The 18,309-nt window shown below is 60.5% G+C and carries 16 protein-coding genes; 13 read left to right on the top strand and 3 right to left on the bottom strand.

Annotated elements, in window-relative coordinates; all coding sequences use genetic code 11:
- The first annotated feature begins 102 nt into the window (after positions 1-102).
- From ACVNHC_RS22100 to ACVNHC_RS22065, 8 genes are all read left to right on the top strand, one after another.
- Complete coding sequence (locus tag ACVNHC_RS22100; protein WP_457169513.1) at positions 103-1,599, top strand: sugar ABC transporter ATP-binding protein; 1,497 nt, start codon at positions 103-105, stop codon at positions 1,597-1,599.
- Positions 1,592-2,608: an ABC transporter permease gene (locus ACVNHC_RS22095; protein ID WP_457169511.1), complete on the top strand. Its 1,017-nt coding sequence runs from the start codon at positions 1,592-1,594 to the stop codon at positions 2,606-2,608. The genes ACVNHC_RS22100 and ACVNHC_RS22095 overlap by 8 nt, the downstream gene beginning before the upstream one ends.
- A gap of 38 nt (positions 2,609-2,646) precedes the next feature.
- A complete protein-coding gene (locus ACVNHC_RS22090) occupies positions 2,647-3,597 on the top strand; it encodes a substrate-binding domain-containing protein (RefSeq protein ID WP_457169509.1) in 951 nt (316 codons plus the stop codon).
- Positions 3,598-3,809: 212 nt separating this feature from the next.
- Positions 3,810-4,664, top strand: a complete 855-nt coding sequence (locus ACVNHC_RS22085) for a MurR/RpiR family transcriptional regulator (RefSeq protein WP_457169507.1) — start codon at positions 3,810-3,812, stop codon at positions 4,662-4,664.
- Positions 4,665-4,933: 269 nt separating this feature from the next.
- Complete coding sequence (locus ACVNHC_RS22080; protein WP_457169505.1) at positions 4,934-6,013, top strand: ABC transporter substrate-binding protein; 1,080 nt, start codon at positions 4,934-4,936, stop codon at positions 6,011-6,013.
- A 67-nt stretch (positions 6,014-6,080) separates the two neighbouring features.
- A complete protein-coding gene (locus ACVNHC_RS22075) occupies positions 6,081-6,896 on the top strand; it encodes an ATP-binding cassette domain-containing protein (protein WP_457169503.1) in 816 nt (271 codons plus the stop codon).
- 41 nt (positions 6,897-6,937) lie between these two features.
- Positions 6,938-8,149: a sugar ABC transporter permease gene (locus tag ACVNHC_RS22070; RefSeq protein WP_457169501.1), complete on the top strand. Its 1,212-nt coding sequence runs from the start codon at positions 6,938-6,940 to the stop codon at positions 8,147-8,149.
- A 22-nt stretch (positions 8,150-8,171) separates the two neighbouring features.
- Positions 8,172-9,005 carry a TIM barrel protein gene (locus tag ACVNHC_RS22065; protein ID WP_457169499.1) on the top strand — a complete coding sequence of 278 codons (834 nt, stop codon included), beginning with the start codon at positions 8,172-8,174 and terminating at the stop codon, positions 9,003-9,005.
- Positions 9,006-9,190: 185 nt separating this feature from the next.
- On the opposite strand, the gene ACVNHC_RS22060 is transcribed toward ACVNHC_RS22065, so the two are convergent.
- Genes ACVNHC_RS22060 through iolD form a run of 3 tightly spaced genes read right to left on the bottom strand, consistent with a single transcriptional unit; the run spans position 9,191 to position 12,772 of the window.
- Positions 9,191-10,006, bottom strand: coding sequence for an SDR family oxidoreductase (locus ACVNHC_RS22060; RefSeq protein WP_457169497.1), 816 nt, complete (start codon positions 10,004-10,006; stop codon positions 9,191-9,193).
- A 1-nt stretch (position 10,007) separates the two neighbouring features.
- Positions 10,008-10,907 (bottom strand): myo-inosose-2 dehydratase, encoded by a 900-nt coding sequence (iolE, locus tag ACVNHC_RS22055; protein ID WP_457169495.1) that lies wholly within the window; start codon positions 10,905-10,907, stop codon positions 10,008-10,010.
- Positions 10,908-10,912: 5 nt separating this feature from the next.
- Positions 10,913-12,772: a 3D-(3,5/4)-trihydroxycyclohexane-1,2-dione acylhydrolase (decyclizing) gene (gene iolD / locus ACVNHC_RS22050; RefSeq protein ID WP_457169493.1), complete on the bottom strand. Its 1,860-nt coding sequence runs from the start codon at positions 12,770-12,772 to the stop codon at positions 10,913-10,915.
- Between the two features lie 105 nt (positions 12,773-12,877).
- On the opposite strand from iolD, the gene iolG reads away from it, so the two are divergent.
- The 5 genes from iolG to ACVNHC_RS22025 are packed head-to-tail and all read left to right on the top strand — an operon-like array spanning position 12,878 to position 18,231.
- Positions 12,878-13,885, top strand: coding sequence for an inositol 2-dehydrogenase (gene iolG, locus ACVNHC_RS22045; protein WP_457169491.1), 1,008 nt, complete (start codon positions 12,878-12,880; stop codon positions 13,883-13,885).
- Between the two features lie 4 nt (positions 13,886-13,889).
- Positions 13,890-15,326, top strand: a complete 1,437-nt coding sequence (locus ACVNHC_RS22040; protein ID WP_457169489.1) for an NAD-dependent succinate-semialdehyde dehydrogenase — start codon at positions 13,890-13,892, stop codon at positions 15,324-15,326.
- A gap of 10 nt (positions 15,327-15,336) precedes the next feature.
- Entirely contained in the window at positions 15,337-16,152 is an 816-nt protein-coding gene (locus ACVNHC_RS22035) for an HpcH/HpaI aldolase family protein (protein ID WP_457169487.1), read from the top strand.
- Positions 16,152-17,117, top strand: a complete 966-nt coding sequence (locus ACVNHC_RS22030) for a hydroxyacid dehydrogenase (protein WP_457169485.1) — start codon at positions 16,152-16,154, stop codon at positions 17,115-17,117. Before ACVNHC_RS22035 ends, ACVNHC_RS22030 begins: the two co-directional genes overlap by 1 nt.
- Entirely contained in the window at positions 17,107-18,231 is a 1,125-nt protein-coding gene (locus ACVNHC_RS22025) for a Gfo/Idh/MocA family protein (protein WP_457169483.1), read from the top strand. Before ACVNHC_RS22030 ends, ACVNHC_RS22025 begins: the two co-directional genes overlap by 11 nt.
- Positions 18,232-18,309 lie beyond the last annotated feature (78 nt).

Here is an 18,309-nt window from a genome sequence, read left to right as displayed (position 1 = left end):
GGGAGGAGCAATGGCAATGTCCGCTGTCTCGGGTCGAAGACCCCACGAATATCCGAACATTCAGGGCGACACCAAAAGATCGACCAGCGAGGGGCGCTAAGGATGCCTCTGCTCACCTTCAAGCAAGTCGCGAAGTCCTACGGGCCCATCGAAGTGCTCAAGGGCATTGATCTTGTGGTCAACCCAGGTGAGGTCCTCGCGCTGGTTGGAGAAAACGGGGCTGGGAAATCCACCTTGATGCGGATCGCCGCCGGGCTCGCGGTGCCGACATTGGGATCGCTGCAGTTCGACGACGCTTCGGCTCCAGCCTCGCTCGTTGAGGCAGAGCGCGCCGGCATTGTCATGGTGCATCAGGAGTTTTGCCTGGCGCCGCATTTGACCGTTGCAGAGAATGTCTTCCTCGGACGTGAGCTGAAGCGCGGGTTGTTTACGGACCGCAAAGCGATGGAACGGGCCTCCGGGGCCATGCTGGCGCAACTTGGCTCCAACGTTCCGGTGGGTGCACGGCTTCGCGATCTCCCGGTTTCGGACTGGCAGATGATCGAACTCGCCAAGGCATTCGCCCGAGAGCCGAAGATCATCCTCATGGATGAGCCCACCGCTGTCCTTTCGGCGAGTGAGGCCGAGCGGCTGTTTGTGCGGATTCGCTTGTTCCGGGATGCCGGCGGCTCGGTCATATTCACGTCTCATCGCCTAGACGAGGTGAAGGAGATAGCCGACCGCGTGGCCGTGCTCCGCGACGGCCAGATCGCGAGGGTGGAAAAGGCCGATCGCATTTCCGAAGGGGAAATGGCCGAGGCGATGGTGGGCCGCCCGCTTTCCGAGATTTATCCGGCACGCGGTAATCGTTCGCATGGCGAGACGCTGATCAGCGTTGCCGGGCTCGCGGCGCCCGGCGCCGTGCAGGACGCAAGCCTCGAGCTTCGCAGAGGAGAGATCCTAGGTATCGCCGGCCTTGTCGGCTCAGGGCGCACGGAACTCTTTGAAGCACTGCTCGGACTGAGGCCGGCAAGCTGCCGATCCATCGTGATAGAAGGCGTCAAAACGCGCCTGCCTTCGGCACGCGAGGCGTGGCGGCTGAAACTCGCCTATCTGACGGAGGACCGGAAAGGCAAGGGTCTGCTCCTCGGCAAGCGGCTCGCCGAAAATGTCGCCCTGACCAAGGGGGCGGTACGCGGCGGTGCGTGGATCGACTTTCGCGCCGAGGTCGGTGACCTTAAAGCGGCGGTCCGGGCCTATGACATAAGGGCGGGCAATCTTGATGTACACGCAGGCGCGTTAAGCGGCGGTAACCAGCAAAAGGTCCTGATCGCCAAGACGCTTGCCACGGACCCTGAACTTGTCGTGTTCGACGAACCGACCCGTGGCGTCGACATCGGAGCCAAGCAGCAAATTTACGAGATCATCACCCGGTTAGCGGACGCCGGAAAAAGCGTCGTGGTCATCTCTTCCGAGATGCAGGAGATCGTCGGTCTGGCGGACCGGGTTCTGGTCATGAGGCGGGGCCGTGTCGCCGGGGAACTGACCGGTGACGACATCAGGGAATGCGAGATCATTCGTTTCGCAATGGGCCTGCAGGAGGAGGTAAACCATGTCTGACATCGCCGTAGGCGGGACGCAGAGCGACAAGACAACGGCTGCGCGGTCTCCTTTCCGCGTGCTGGAGGCGGCCGGTCCGCTAGCGGCGCTCGTTCTGCTGATGATCATCGGCGCCCTGATGAGCGACAGCTTCCTGAGCGCGGAAAACCTCTCGAACGTCTTCACGCGCAGCGCCATCATCGGCATCATCGCCATCGGAGCGACCTTCGTGATCACGGCGGGTGGCCTTGATTTATCCGTGGGCTCGCTATCGGCCTTGGTGGCCGGTGTCACGATCATCGTGATGAACAATGCGGCTGCCTATTTGGGTGGCGGCTGGTTCGTGGTTGCCGCCGGAATTCTGTTTGCTCTTGTATTCGGCGCAATTACCGGGCTGCTCAACGGTGTCATGATTGTTAAGGGCCGGGTCGAGGCCTTCATCGTGACGCTCGGCGCCATGGGCATCTTCCGCTCCGTCCTGACCTGGATTTCGGATGGCGGCTCGATCTCGCTTGACTTCTCTTTGCGCTCTGTCGCGCGCCCCATCTATTACGGTGAAATCGCCGGTATCACTGTACCCATCATACTTTTTACCGCTATGGCGGTTGTCAGCGAGGTCGCGTTGCGACGGCTGCGTTTCGGGCGCCACGTCGCGGCAATCGGGTCCAGCCGCGATGTCGCGCTCTACTCCGCCATCCCGGTCAACCGGATACGCATTCTTACCTATGTGATCCAGGGCGTTGCAGTCGCTGCAGCGACCGCCATCTACGTCCCGCGTCTCGGCACCGCAACGCCCTCCACGGGGCTGATGTGGGAACTGGAGGCAATCGCCGCTGTCATCATCGGCGGAACCGCTCTCGGCGGTGGGTTCGGCCGCATCTGGGGCACCGTCGCCGGGGTGCTGATCCTCGGCTTCATCAGCAACATCCTGAATCTGACGGGGGTCGTGAGCCCTCATCTCAACGGCGCATTTCAAGGCGCGATCATCATCATTGCGGTTCTGCTGCAGAGTGACCGCTCGCAAGGCTGACGCGCCAAGTGCTTCATTCAACCAGGGAGGTAAATCGGATGTTCCATCGACTGAAATCGGTTGTTGCCGCGGGCGCTCTTGCCCTTGCAGGTTGGTGTGGGCCAGCGCTGGCGGCCGATGCCACGATCGGCGTCTCCATTCCTGCCGCAACCCATGGCTGGACCGGCGGCCTCAACTACTATGCCCAGGACACAATCGAACGCATGAAGGAGGCATTTCCAAATATCGAATTCGTTCTGGCGACCGCATCCGATGCGACGGATCAGGTCAACGACGTGGAAGATCTCGCGGCACGCAACATCGATGCGCTTGTGATCCTGCCTTTCGAATCCGATCCGTTGACCGAACCCGTCAAGGCCGTCAAGGCGAAGGGGGCGTTCGTTACGGTCATTGACCGCGGGCTCGCCGAAGAGGGCATCGAGGATCTTTATGTTGCCGGGAACAATCGCCAATATGGCGTGACCTCCGCGCAGTACTTCCTGGACAAGTTTCCAGACGGAGCGAAAATCGTCGTCCTGCGCGGCATCCCGACCGCAATCGACAACATCCGCATCGACGCCTTCACGGAAACGCTTAAGGGAAGCAAGATCGAGATTCTGGATATGCAATACGCCAATTGGAACCCGGACAAGGGGTTCGAGGTGATGCAGGATTTCCTTCAACGCTTCCCCGAAATCGACGCGGTGTGGGCGGGTGACGACGATCCGGCGCTTGGCGCGATGGAAGCCATCCGACAGGCCGGACGCGAGAACATCACAGTGCTTGGCGGTGGGGGCATGAAAGATATCGTCAAGGCGGTCATGGACGGCGATCACGACATGATCGATGCCGATGTGCTCTATCACCCGAGCCTCATCGTGCCGGCCATCGAATTGACCACCATGAAATACGCCACCGGAGCGCCGATTAGCGGCACGTATCAACTCGCCAGCCCACTGGTCACCAAGGCGAACGCAGCCGACTACTACAATCCGGACAGCCCCTACTGAGTCTGGCGGCGAATGCCGCCAAAAATGTTCGCTGTCCTATGATGCAGATCGTCAAGCCGCGCAAACGCCTATTCGCGCGGCTTGACTTTTTTCGATTGTGGAGCGGCGCGATGGCGAAATTGCCAATTTGCCAATTTGCTCTGGCTACTGCTGAAATTCCCGCGCAATATGCAACGAAAATTGCCTAGGGACAGTCGATGCAAGGTCAAGAAATGCCGAAGGACTACGAAGCGCTCATCCGCATCATTCACGAACGGTACGACGAGATGAGCAAGTCGTATCAGCGGATCGCGGTCTATCTTACGCAGAATCCCAACGATGTTGCCGTCATGTCCCTGAATGCGATCGCCGACGCATGCGGCATACACGCGTCAAGCTTCGTGCGTTTCGCCCAAATGCTCGGCTATAACGGGTTCAAGGAACTTCAGGCGCTCTTTCAGAAACGTCTTTCGACGGCTGCCCCTGGATTCGAGGCCCGTGTCAAGGCGCTCGAGACAGAATTGAGCGATCGAGGTAACGCGGGCGGTGGGGCGTTTCTCCATGATCTCGTTTCGCGAGATATAGCTTCATTGCAGGAACTGCTGAGCAGCATCTCCGCCGAAACCATCGACAAAGCGGTCGACATGATGGAGGCGGCGGACACAATTTACCTGATCGGCCAGCTTCGTTCTGCCCCCATCGTGGAGCTCATGCGCTATATTCTGACGATGCTCGGCAAACGGGTGGTTTTGCTGGACGCCAGCGGCGGACTCGCCACGCATATGGCGCACGCAATCCGGCAAACGGATCTGCTGTTCGCGGTTTCCTTCAGGTTCTATGCTACCGAGGTGGTCAATGTGGTCGAGCAGACCGCGGCCAATAGCATACCGATTATTGCCATATCCGACTCAACGCTGTCGCCGCTCGCGAAGAACGCGAATGTGCTGTTCGCCGTCCCGGAGCATCAATATACCTTCTCACGCTCGCTCGCTGCACCAATGTGCCTGGCGCAGGCACTTACAGTGGCTTTGGCTGCGAAACTGCAGAAAGCTGACGAGCCGCGGATTCCCACCGTGACTCAACCATGAAGGTGTATGAGGCCGGAAAGGGCATGAAGCAAAAAGCGCGCCGCCGCCCAGTGCGACGGCCCTCGCCCGCGCCACAGCTGGTGTTGCAATGAAAATTGCGCAATTTGGGTGACGCAAAAATCATTAACTTCTCTATTGACTCAAGGCAAATTGCAGACCATGGTCGTCCTGCAATAAGCATTGCATAGGTCGTTGCGCTTGAAAGCGGCAGCTCTCCCTGTGTGACGCTTGTCGCGCACATCGGTCCGATGGTTCCATGGGAGGAGAAAATGGAGCGACTTTTTGCACTACTAGCGACCACCGCCATTGTTGGCGCCGTTGCGGCGCCTGCGCCCGCGCTTGCCGATGACGGCAAGAAGGTCTTCTTTTTGCTGCCGAATTCCACGACCATCCGCTTCGAAAGCCGTGATGCACCCTTCTTCGTAGAGGCGATGAAGGAGAAGGCGCCCGATGTTGAGGTGATCGTTCAGAACGGTCAAGGCGACCCCGCTCGCCAACAGCGGCTGGTCGAGGATGCAATCGCCCAAGGTGCCGATCTGATTCTGTACACTTCTTCTGATGCAAACCTCGCAGCCGGAAGTCTGAAGGCCGCCGAAGAAGCCGGCGTTCCGGTCGTGCTCTACGACCATGATGCGGTTGGCGGCAAAGCTGAGGCGCACGTGGTCTTTGACTCGCTCTCCGTTGGGCAAGCCCAAGGCAAGCGCGCCGCTGAGTTGATCGAAGCGATGGACAAGTCGCCGGTCAAGGTTGCTCGCGTCAAGGGCAATCAGGGCGAATATGGCACCGGCCAATACGAGAAAGGCCAGAATGAATTCCTTCAGCCGTTGATCGATTCCGGCAAGGTTGAGGTCGTCTGTGAGCAGTACACCCAGAACTGGGATCCCGTACTGGCCCAGTCATTTGCCGAAGACTGCCTGACCAAAACCGGGGGTGATGTCGATGTTTTTCTTGGCATGAATGACGGCACGACCGGCGGCTCTGTCGCCGCCTTGATCAGCCAGGGTTACAAGCCCGGCGACAAGCTGGTCACCGGTGGGCAGGATGCCACAGTCGAGGCGTTGCGCTATGTTGCGCAGGGCTGGCAGGACAATTCGGTCCTGAAAGACCTCAAGGTCGAAGCCACCTATGCCGCCGATGTGGTCGCTTCGATCCTTGATGGAAAAGGGGTGCCGAAGGAGCTTGTCAACGGCACGGTCAACAACCAGTACATGGATGTTCCAGCCGTTTTCCTGCCCGTCTCCAACATCACGCTCGACAATCTCCAGGATGTGGTCAAGGCCGGCGTGTGGACTTGGGCAGAAATTTGCCAAGGCATCGAAGACACGGAAGTCTGCAAGAAAAACATGTAAGCGGAGTTCGACCGGGATGGGGGCGGCAGGAGGCGCTGCCCCCATTCACGTTCGACTGGGAGGAATCATGACTGCTACGGTGACGGATCAACCGGTCCGAAATGCGCGGGTGGAAGCAAGCGGCGCCCCCCTGATTTCCATGCGCAATATTCACAAATCGTTCGGATCGCTTCATGCACTGCGCGGCGCGTCGATCGACGTGCATGCGGGCGAGGTCGTGGCGCTTGTAGGCGACAACGGTGCTGGCAAATCCACGCTCGTGAAGGTCATGGCGGGCGTGCACAGCTTCGATTCCGGCGAGTATTTGTTCAAGGGTAAGGCTGCCAACATCAGCACTCCGTCCGACGCGACGGCGCGTGGCATTCAGACGGTCTATCAGGATCTCGCTCTCTGCAACAACCTCGACGCGGTTCAGAACCTCTTTCTTGGACGCGAGCTTACCGGTTCCAGTTGGTTCGGACGGCGCATTCAGCGCGCTGAATGCGAGGTTCGTGCCCGTGAGGTTCTCACACGCATGCGGCTGGGCAATCTTTCACTGACAAGACCCGTTGGCGCCATGTCAGGCGGCCAGCGCCAGAACATTGCCATAGCCCGTTCCATTCTATGGAAACCCGAGGTGGTGATCTTCGATGAGCCGACAGCAGCGCTCAGCCATTCGGCCGCCGAGCAGGTTGCTTCGTTGATCCGGTCTCTGGCTGACGATGGTCTCGGTATCGTGGTCGTGAGCCATGACATTCATCATTTCGTCGTAAATTCGACGGACCGGATTGAAGTTATGCGTCTGGGATCGAATGTCGCCAGCTTCAAGTCCCGAGAAGTTACCGGAGAGCAAGTGGTCAACGCGATGGTCGGCGGCAATGAAGATGTCAACCTTGCAGGTTGAATCCATGTGCCCCTTCAATCCCAGTATCCGGAATTCGCAAAATGTCTGATATCGCTTCAAATATCTCAGCTCCATCGCCTGCGCCCAAGCGCAGCTTTGGCGAACTGCTGTCGACCGACTTGCGCGCGCTTCCCATCGTCATCGGTCTCATCGCCTTGTTTGTGTTTTTCGCGGCACAAAACGATGTGTTCCTCACACCGCGCAACCTGTCCAACCTGCTGGTGCAAAGCACCGTGGTCGGCATCATGGCGCTGGGCATCATGTTTGTTCTGCTGGTCAAGGAGATCGATCTGTCCATTGCCGCGATCAACGGCATCACGGCGGTGCTCATGGCCAAGCTCATCGTGGAGTTCGGTTTTTCGCCCTGGCTGGCGGTCCCGGTCGCTATTGTAGTTGGTAGTGTGATCGGCAGCCTGTCGGCGCGATGGGTAACCTTTGTCGGGGTTCCGTCCTTTGTGGTGACCCTTGGTCTCGGTTTGGCTCTCAACGGATTGCAGCTCATTTTGCTGCCGCAGACTGCCCGCTACGGCCTGTTGGGAACGGGGATTGAAAATATTGCCCAGATCAAGATTGCCGGAGCGGCGGCTTGGGGTGTCTATATAATCGGCATGGTTTGTTTTGCTGCCTTGGTTCTCTCTGGCCTGGCTCGCCGCAAGCGCCATGGACTTGAGGTCTCGATGGCAACGGGCCTGGTCCTGCCGCTGGGCGGTGCCGCTGTCTTCGGAGCTGTCGTGGTCGCACTCCTCAATGCGCATCAGGGTATTCCTTTGGTCGTGCTGGTCTTTGCGATTCTCCTGGGTGTCGGTGGTTATGTCCTGAAGGAAACGCAATTCGGACTTTACCTCTATGCCGTTGGCAACAATGACGAGGCCGCGCGTAGAGCAGGGGTCAAGGTGCCGCGCATCAAGATGGCTGCCTTCGCCATTGCCGGCGGCGTAGCCGCGCTTGCGGGCGTGATCGCGGCATCGCGCACCCTCGGTGTCGGCGTTTTCTCCGGTGGTGGTGTCGGCGGTGGTACCCTGCTGCTTGAATCCATCGCAGCAGCGGTCATTGGCGGTGTTAGTCTCTTCGGAGGTCGTGGTTCAATCCATGCCGCACTGCTTGGAGCGCTTGTCATCGGCACCGTGCAAAACGGTCTCAATCTGATGGGCGTCGAAAACGAAGTTCGCCTGATCGTGACAGGCCTTCTTCTCGTGCTTGCCGTCTCCATCGATAAGCTGATCGAAAAGGCGACCGGGCAGCAAAGTTTCTGAGTTCCAAGTTTTGGAGTGATCGATGAGCGCCATCCGCTTTTCCCTCAATCGAACCTGCTCGCCACAGATGACGCTCGAGCAGTTTGTTGCCCTCGCGCATGCGGTTGGCGTTGAGGCCGTCGAGGTCCGCAATGACATCGCCGGGCGCGAATTCGCCAACGGCATGGACGCGCTAAGCTTGCGGGCGATTCTTTCGGACGCCGGTTTAAAGCTCGCGTCGATCAACGCGCTGCAACGCTTCAACGACTGGACCGATGCCCGCGCTGAAGAAGCGCTGCAATTGATCCGATACGCGGCTGCTCTTGGTGCGCCGGGAATCGTCATGTGCCCCGTCATCGAGGCTGACCATGGCTGGTCCGAGGCGGACCTTGAGCGAAAGCTGCGTCAGTCCCTTCGCGCGCTACGGCCCATGTTCCTGGACCATGGCGTCATCGGCTTTGTCGAGCCCCTTGGCATGAAGGACAGCACGATGAAAATGCAAGAAGCAGCGGTGGCGGCCGTGAGCGATATCGGCGGCTGGGATGCTTTCCAGATTTGCCACGATACGTTTCAGTTCTACCGTTGCGGCGACACACGGATGTTTCCCGAACATATCGGGCTCGTCCACATTTCCGGGATCGCACGGGAGGACCTCCCGCCCCACGAATTGACGGAGCCCGATCGCGGGTTCGTCTTTGCCGGTGACCGCGCAGGCAACATCGGGCAGCTCCGCACGCTTATCGAAGGTGGCTATCAGGGATACATCTCTGTCGAACCCTTCAATCCTGACGTTCAACTAGATCCCGAGATCACCGCTCACCTGAAAGCCAGCATCGACCACGTGTCCGACGCCTGTGGCCTTCCTGCGACGGCCTGAACGCCTTAACGCATGCTACCGGTACGATCAGGATGTGCGCTCTGTCCAATTGTACTGCGTCGTTCCGATTCCAAGTCATACCGCCGGTCGACGAGCGAAGAGATCGTTTTTCGCACAAGATAACGCCCTGCGTCCCGTTGAATGGAAAGCAGGGCGTTGAACTGCGATAAGGTTCGCGGCTGAGTTCAAAGGGTGAGCGGTTCGTCGGGTACCGGCATTCCACCGGCCGCCGCACCCCAGACGGTCTGGTCGAAATTGACCACCGAACCGGTCATCAACCCGGCGTCATCGGACACGAGGAAATTGACGGCGCGGGCGGCCTCCTCCGGGTCCACGAGACGGCCGAAGGGAAGCTGGGCGGCCGCCTTGGCCTCCCACTCCGGATCGCCCGTTTCGGCCGCCTGTAGCTCCCGTTCGTGGTCGGAGGCCATCCAGCCCACATTCAGCTGGTTGACGCGGATACGGTTCTTCATCACCGAGAATGCCGTATTGCGGGTCAGTGTCGACAGGGCGCCCTTGGAAGCGCAGTAGGCATTGATGAAGGGCTGCCCGGCATGTTCGGAGATTGAGCCGATATTGCAGATCGCTCCTTCGATGCCGTCACGGATCATGCGGCGGATAGCTTCCTGCATCAGGAAATAGGGTCCGCGCACGTTGATGGCGAACAACCGGTCGAACAGCTCTGGCGAGGTGTCGAGGATTGTACCGCGATCCGTGAGCGCGCCCGCGTTCACCAGCACGTGAATCTTCGCGAAGACCCGCTCGGCTTCCGCCATGACATGGCGGCAATCCTCGACGCTCCCCAAATCGGCGCGCACGAAATGCACTTTGATGCCGGTATCACGCGTGATGGCGTCGGCAACCTGTTGGCCCTTGGCCTCATTGCGGCCGAGCGTCACGATGCCAGCGGCCCCCGCCTCCGCCAGGCGACGGGCGATGGCGGCGCCGAGACCTTGGGTTGAGCCGGTGACCACGCAGACCTTTCCATCCATGCGGTTCATGTCAATTCTCCACCGTATAACCGGCCGCCGCCATGACCCGCAGGAGCTCCCTGTGACCAACCTTGGCCATTTCGAGCGGCGGGTTAGGTTTCGGATCCTGTTCGGCTTCGACGACGAACCAGCCTTCGTAACCGTAGGAAGCCAGCCGCTTTACGATGGCCTCGAAATCGAGCGAGCCGTCACCGGGAACCGTGAAAGCGCCCTTGATCACTGCGTCAAGGAAGCTTTCGCGTATGCGGTCGAGTCCGTCGATAACGCCCATCCGCACATCCTTGGTGTGGACATGGGAAATGCGGGCATGGTGCTTGTCGATCACCCGCAGCACGTCGCCCCCGGCGAAGGCCATGTGGCCGGCGTCATAGAGAAGCGGCAGGCCTTCGCCGGAGTGCTTCATCAAAAGGTCGAGTTCGTCCTCGGTCTCGATGGGCGCGGCCATATGGTGGTGATAGGCGATCGGCATGCCCTGATCGACGCACCATTCGCCGAAAGCGGTCATCTTACGGCCGTAGGTCTTGATCTCATCCTCGGTGAGGCGGCGCTTGGTGGCGAGTGGGGCGGAGCGATCCCCCTGGATCGTGCCGGCCGTTTCACCATAGACGATGCAGGGTGCACCCACCGCTTTGAAGAGCGCCATTTGCTGGGCGATGCGATCTTTTTCTGCTTCGATATCGCCATCGAGCAGCAGGCCGGAGAACCAGCCGCCGCAGACGCTCATGCCGTGGCGCGCCAGGACCGGCTGCAACTCGGCCGCATCCATGGGGAAGCGCCGCCCGGTCTCCATGCCGGTAAAGCCCGCCTCGCGGGCTTGGCGCAAGCATTCTTCAAGCGAGACATCGTCGCTCAGTTCCGGCAGATCGTCATTCCACCATGCGATCGGCGCAATACCAAGTTTGGCTTTCATGTAAATTAGACCCCGATACGCTGTTTGCTGCGGATTTCCAGTTGATGCGCGCGCGCCTTCTGGACGCTCTCGCGGTTGGAGACTTCTGGAACGCCGACATCCCAGTCGGCATCGCCCGGCACCCATTCGAAAGCGTGAGTGACAATAGAGATCACCGTGGTACGGTCAGTCGTCTGCGCCCATTCCATCGCGGCTTTCAACTCAGCAAGGCTTTCGCAGTGCCGTGTCAGCGCGCCCATGGCTTCGGCGTGCTTGGCGAAGTCGACATGGAGAGGGTTTTGCCTGTCCTTGATCCGGCAATCCGTGAGCAGGTTGTTGAAGCCAGGTACGCCCTTGAAGTTCTGCAGGCGGTTGATGACGGCAAAACCGCCATTGTCGCAAACCACGACGATCATCTTGTGGCCGGTCAGGACCGTCGAATAGATGTCGGAGTTCATCATCATGTAAGTGCCGTCGCCCACCATGACGATCGGGGTGCCGTCGCCTGCTTTGGCCATGGCATGGCCCCAGCCGGCTGCGATCTCATAGCCCATGCAGGAGAAACCGAACTCGCAGTCGAAGGTGCCAGGGTTCTTGACCCGCCAGCCCTTAGTGACTTCTCCGGGCAAGCCGCCAGCGGCGGTAATCAGCGTATCGGCCGGCTTGGCTGCTTCATTCACGACATGGACGACCTGCGCATAGGTGGGCACGGGCGCGTTGGTCGGCGCCTGATGCTTGTCGAGCAGCTTGTTCCATTCGGCAAAGAGGGTTTGTGCCTGCTTCATATGGGCCGGATCGGCCGTCCAGTCACCAAGCGCCGCGTCGAGTTCTCCGACCGTCTCCAGCGCGTCGCCGACGACCGAAAGCGCCCGGTGCTTTGTCGCATCGAAGCGTGCGGTATTGATCGAAATGAACTTGGCCAGCCTGTCAAAGGCCGTCCATGAACCGGTCGTGAAGTCCTGAAGCCGCGTTCCGATGGCAAGTATCACATCCGCCTCGGCCGCGAGTGCGTTGGCGGATGTCGAGCCGATGATCCCGATCGGCCCGGCGTGAGCCGCGTGGTCGTGGGTAAGAGTGCCCTTGCCGGCGATGGTTTCCACGACCGGAATGCCGTGTCGAGTCGCAAATTCGGCTACGGTCTCTTCCGCCAGCGAATAGCGGACACCGCCGCCGGAGATGATGAGCGGCTTTTTCGCCGTCTTCAGCAATTCCGCGGCCTCGGCGATCTTCTGGCGGTCGGCGCGCGGGCGCGGTACGGACCAGACGTTCGGCTTGAAGAATGCCTCCGGGTAGTCGCATGCCCTTTCCTGCGTGTCCTGGCAGAGGCTGATAAAGGCCGGGCCGCAATCGGCGGGGTCCAGCATTGCCGCAACCGCCTGGGGGAGAGAGGAGATGATCTGTTCAGGCAGCGTGATGCGGTCCCAATAGCGGCTGACAGCCTTGAAGGCGTCATTGACCGTTACGGTCGGATCCCCGAAATGCTCTACCTGCTGGAGCACCGGATCTGGCACACGGTTGGCAAAGGTGTCGCCCGCCAGCAAAAGGACAGGCAAGCGATTGGCATGCGCCACACCCGCAGCCGTAACCATATTGAGCGCGCCCGGCCCGATGGATGACGCCGCAACCATAAGCTGTCGGCGCCTTTTCGCTTTCGCAAAGCCAATTGCCGCGAGTGCCATGGATTGCTCATTCTGGCCGCGCCAGGTGGGCAACTGGTCCTGAACGGCTTCTAGCGCCTCGGAAAGGCAACTGACATTGCCGTGTCCGAATATGCCGAATACCCCGGCAAACAGCGGAACACGGTCGCCGTCGATTTCGGTGAATTGGTTGCACAGATAGCGCACGAGCGCCTGTGCCATGGTCAATCGGATGGTGCCTTGGCCCATCGTGACTCCTCCCTTGCTGATGCATTTCCCAAATCTTACGAAATGCGTATTGACAAATCAATAGATATGCAATGAACATTGCAGAAATTTCCTTGGGAGGAGCTCATGTTGAAGATCGCCGTACTCGGCTGCGGGCGGATTGGCCGAATGCATGCCGCGAACATCGCCGCCCATCCGCGCGCTGAATTGGCTGCCGTATTTGACATCCATCGTGCATCGGCTGAGCAGGTTGCGGCCCACTACGGTGTTGTCGCGGCTGAATCGGCGGACGAGGTATTCGCCTCAACCGCTGTCGATGCTGTTCTGGTAGCTACGGTTACTGAGACACATGCCGACTATATCGAGAAGGCGGTGGCCGCCGGCAAGCCGGTACTATGCGAAAAGCCGATCGACCTCAGTCTGGATCGGGTCAACAGATGTGCCGACGCGATTAGGTCCAAAGACGTCCCGGTGCAGATCGGCTTCAATCGGCGCTTCGATCCCGGCCACCGTGCGGCATGGAATGCCGTCCGGTCTGGCGAGATCGGCGAGCTGCACCAGGTCATCATCAGTTCCCGCGATCCCGGCATGCCGCCGCGCTCCTACTACGAGACGGCCGGTGGATTGTTCAGGGACATGACCATCCATGATTTCGATCTTGCCCGCTTCATGCTGGGCGAGGAGCCGGAGGAGGTGTTCGCCGTCGGCGGGCGCCTGATCGACCCGACCTTGATGGACGAACTCAATGACTATGACAGCGTCATGGTCATCATGCGAACGGCAAGCGGCAAGCAGTGCCACATCAACAATTCGCGCACCTCAACCTATGGCTACGACCAGCGGGTCGAGCTTCTGGGTACCGCCGGTATGGTGATCAGCGGCAACCGCAAGCCGCATGAACTGCGGCGATACGGTGCCGTCAGTGTCGACGCGGCTGAACCCTATCTCAATTTCTTCATCGAGCGTTACCGTGAAGCGTTCGACGCGGAAATCCATGCCTTTGTCGACTGCATTGAGAAGGGCGAAGCACCGCAGGTCGGCTTCGAGGACGGGCGCCAGGCGCTGGTGCTGGCCGAAGCCGCCATGAAATCGGCGGTCGAGGGCCGCTTCGTAAAAATCAGCGAGATCGGATAGGGCGATGTACCAGAACTTCGGATTGTTCATTGATGGCAAGTGGCGCGGCGCGTCGGACGGCGGAACCTCGCCGGTAATAAGTCCGGTAACGGAGAAACCGCTCGGGGAGGCTCCGGTCGCCGCGTCGCCCGACACGGAAGAGGCGCTGGCAAGTGCAGCACGCGGCTTTGCCGCCTGGAAATCAAGGGGCGCCTTCGAGCGCGCGGACGCTCTGCACGCGATCGCCGATGAGATGTTTCGCCGCAAGGACGAGGCGATGCGGATGATCTCGAGCGAGACGGGCAAGCCGCTCGCCCAGTCTGAGCGCGAATGGGGGCTCGCGATCGATCAGTTCCGCTGGTGCGCGGAGGAGGCGCGCCGTATCTATGGTCGTGTCATCGAATCCCGGGTGCCGGGCGGCCGGTTCGAGGTGTTGCACGAGCCTGTCGGCATCGCCGCGGCCTTCACCGCCTGGAATTTTCCTGCTGCATTGGTTGCCCGCAAGGTCGCACCGGCTCTTGCCGCCGGTTGCTCGATCATCATCCGCCCATCGAGTCAGACGCCAGGCGTGGCCATGGTGATGGTCGACTGCATGCGCGCCGGCAATCTGCCGGCAGGCGCGGTCAATCTCGTCGTGGGGCCGACGAGCACGACCTATACGCCGATCATGGCGTCACCCGCTGTGCGCAAGGTCTCGCTTACCGGCTCCACTCGCGTCGGCCAGCAGATGATCCGTGACGCGGCCGACACGGTGAAGAAGGTCTCGATGGAACTCGGCGGCAATGCGCCGCTGATCGTCTTCGACGATGCCGACCTTGAGACCGCGCTCAATGTTTCCGTTCCGACCAAATACGCCAATGCGGGGCAGGTCTGCGTGACGCCGGACCGTTTCTTCGTCCATGAAAGCCTGCACGACGCCTTCGTCGAGGGCTTCGCCGCCCGCGCCAGGGCGCTGAAGCTCGGAGACGGCTTGGACCCGTCGGTCGAGATGGGGCCGTTGATCAACGCGGGCCGTCTCGCGGAGATCGAGCGCATCGTCGCGGAAGCGGAAAAGGCTGGTGCGAGGCTCGTCGCGGGCGGACGGCGTGCGAGCGCCTTCAATGCCGGCCATTTCTTCGAGCCTACGGTTTTGACCGACATCACTGACGACATGCGCGTGTTCTCGGACGAGAACTTCGGCCCCATCGCCGCCATCACCCGCTTCTCTTCTGACGACGAGGCCCTCGCTCGGGCCAACGCCTCCGAGATGGGGCTTTCCGCCTATGCCTTCACGCGCAACCCGGCGCGAGCCCGGCGCGTCGTCGCCGAGCTGAAGGCGGGCATGGTGGGCATCAACAGCTTCGCGTTGGCCGCGTCCGAGGCTCCATTCGGCGGCACCAAATATTCCGGGATGGGCCGGGAGGGCGGCATCGAAGGAATCGGCGACTATCTCGACACCAAGCTCGCCCAGATTGTGATGTGAGGAGGCAACGTTGATCAAGAACAAGCTCAAGCAGATATGGTCCGAGGGCAGGCCGACGATCAACGGCTGGCTCTCCATCGGCAATCCCTTCACGGCCGAGATCATGGCGGCGCAGGGTTATGACAGCATCACCATCGACGTCCAGCATGGTGCGCTCGATTACTCCATGCTGTTGCCGATGTTCCAAGCGATGCGCGCCTCCGGCGTCGTGCCGATGGCCCGTGTGCCCTGGCGTGAGCCCGGCATCATCATGAAGGCGCTGGATGCTGGCGCGATGGGCATCATTTGCCCGATGGTCAACACGGCGGAGCAGGCCGCGGAATTCGTCAGCTTCCTCCGTTACCCCCCAATGGGACAGCGCAGTTTCGGTCCCACGCGAGCGTCCTTCGCCCATGGCGGCATATACGGTCTCGATGCCAACGACGAGATTCTTGCCTTCGCCATGATCGAAACAGCCGATGGCATGGCCAATCTTGACGCCATCGCCGCCACGCCGGGGTTGGACGGCATCTATGTCGGTCCGGCCGATCTGACGCTGGGACTGGCACAAGGTCGGCTCGCGCCGGGCTTTGACCGAGAGGAGCCGGAAATGATCGAGGCGCTTCAACGGATCGTCGCAGCTTGCAAGAAGGTTGGCATTCGCGCCGCGCTCCATTGCGGTACGGCCGACTATGCGGCACGCGCGATAAAATGGGGCTTCGACATGACGACGGTTTCAGGGGATTCGCGTCTGCTTGCCGCGGCGGCTCAGGCCAGTGTGGCCCGCTTTCGCGAGCTAACGAGCGCCGAGGCACTCGCTGCTGAAGCCGGCAAAGGAGGTTATTGATGCCTCATGTCCTGATTGCTGGAAAGCTCCACCCCAGCGGGATCGAACTTCTTAGCTCTGCGCCTGGCATTACTTTTGACTATGTCGAGGAGGTGTCCGAGGAGAGCTATGCTCCGCTGATCGGCAGGGCCGATGGCCTCGTCATCCGCACCCAGCCGCTGTCCGCACAGACTATTGCGCAGGCGGAAAGGCTGAAGATCGTTTCCCGCCACGGGGTCGGTTATGACGCTGTGGATCTCGCCTCGCTCAACAGCCGCAAGATCGCGCTCGCTATCGTCGGCGACGTGAATTCGGTTTCCGTGGCCGAACACGCGATGATGCTGCTTTTGGCTGCGGCCAAGCGGGCGGTCCGCGCTGATCGTTCTGTGCGTGTAGGCAATTGGAGCTGGCGGAACGGCTTGGAGGCTTGTGAACTCTCGGGCGGACGGCTTCTGGTCATCGGGTATGGCCGCATAGGACGACACCTCGCACGCATGGCCGCAGCGTTCGGCATGGAAGTGCGAGCGCATGATCCGTTTCTCGAAAAGCAGGGCTGGCCTGAGGGTCCGGTTGCGCCGGCGAGGGACCTACGCGAAGGGCTTGGCTGGGCCGATGCGGTTTCCGTCAACGTGCCGAAAGCTGAGCGGCCGGTGATCGGCGCGGAGGAGCTTGCGGTGATGAAGCCGACCGCCATCCTTGTGAACACCGCGCGCGGTGGCGTCGTGGATGAGGCTGCGCTGATTTCGGCGCTGCAGGACGGTCGCATCGCTGCGGCTGGTATTGACGTCTTCGACGAGGAACCGCCGGCGGCTGACAATCCCTTCTTTGCCCTGGATCAAGTGATCCTGAGTCCACACATCGCCGGCCTGACTGCCGAGTGCGGTGAGCGGATGGCGGTCTCCTCGGTACAGAACGTTCTGGATTTCTTCGCCGGCAGGATCGACCCGGCGCTCGTGGTCAATGGAGCCCAACTGAATGGCAAGTAATAAGCCTCAACTCAAGATCGGCCTGATCGGCACCGGCTTCATGGGCAAGACTCATGTGTTCGGATTTGCGGCGGCCCAACGTGTTTTTGATCTGCCCTACGACCTGATCCTGCATACTGTTGCCGACCAGACCGAGGCGCTCGCGGCTCAAGCGGCGCGCATGCTCGGTTTCGCCCGCTCAAGTGGCGATTGGAGGAGCCTGATCGAGGATCCAGAGGTCGACGTGATCGATATCACGGCTCCAAATGCCCTCCACAAGGAAATGGCGCTGGCGGCCATCGCCGCAGGAAAACATGTTTATTGCGAGAAGCCTCTCGCCCCACTGGCCGTCGATGCGCGACAGATGACAGACGCGGCAGAGGCCAAGGGCGTCAAGACCCAGGTAGGCTTCAACTATCTTTGCAATCCCATGTTCGCGCTTGCGCGCGAGATGATCGCGAGCGGTGAACTCGGCGAAATCCGCAGCTATCGCGGTGTTCATGCCGAAGACTACATGATGGATGCCGCGAGCCCCTTCACCTTCCGTCATGATCCGGCGGGCGGCGGTGCGCTTGCTGATTTGGGCAGCCATGCTCTCGCCACAGCGGAATTCCTGCTTGGACCCATCGAACGGGTGATGGGCGACGTTGTCACCGCGATCAAGAGCCGTCCCGACGGCAAGGGCGGACGCCGCTCCGTCGAGGTTGACGATATCGGCCGCGCGTTCCTGCGGTTCGCCAACGGCGCCTCCGGGACGATCGAAGCCAGCTGGATCGCAACCGGCCGAAAGATGCAGCATGACTTCGAGGTCTATGGCACCAAGGGTGCGCTCGTCTTCACTCAAGAGCGCTTCAACGAACTGCATTTCTACAGCACCGCCGACGCAAGTGGCCGACGTGGCTTCCGCCGTATCGAGGCGGGGCCGGATCATGACCCTTACGGCCTGTTCTGTGTCGCCCCCGGCCATCAGCTCGGCTTCAACGACCTGAAGGCGATTGAGGTCGCGCGTTTCGTGGAAGCAATCGCTGGCAAACACGCGGAGCCATTTAATTTCCGTGCCGGTTTTCGCGTTCAGCAACTTGTGGAGACAATCCACCGTTCGGCCGACGAAGGTAGGTGGACTAGCGTCGAGTGATACCGGGGATCCATATGTGGACGGCCCCGTGGTCGCAAGGTTTAAGTTCGCAGGTGCTCCGGATCGCTTGCGGTCATA

It is taken from the genome of Pannonibacter sp. Q-1 (assembly GCF_054073275.1).
Note: the sequence above shows the minus strand (reverse complement) of the source record. Positions and strands in the feature narration are given on the sequence as shown.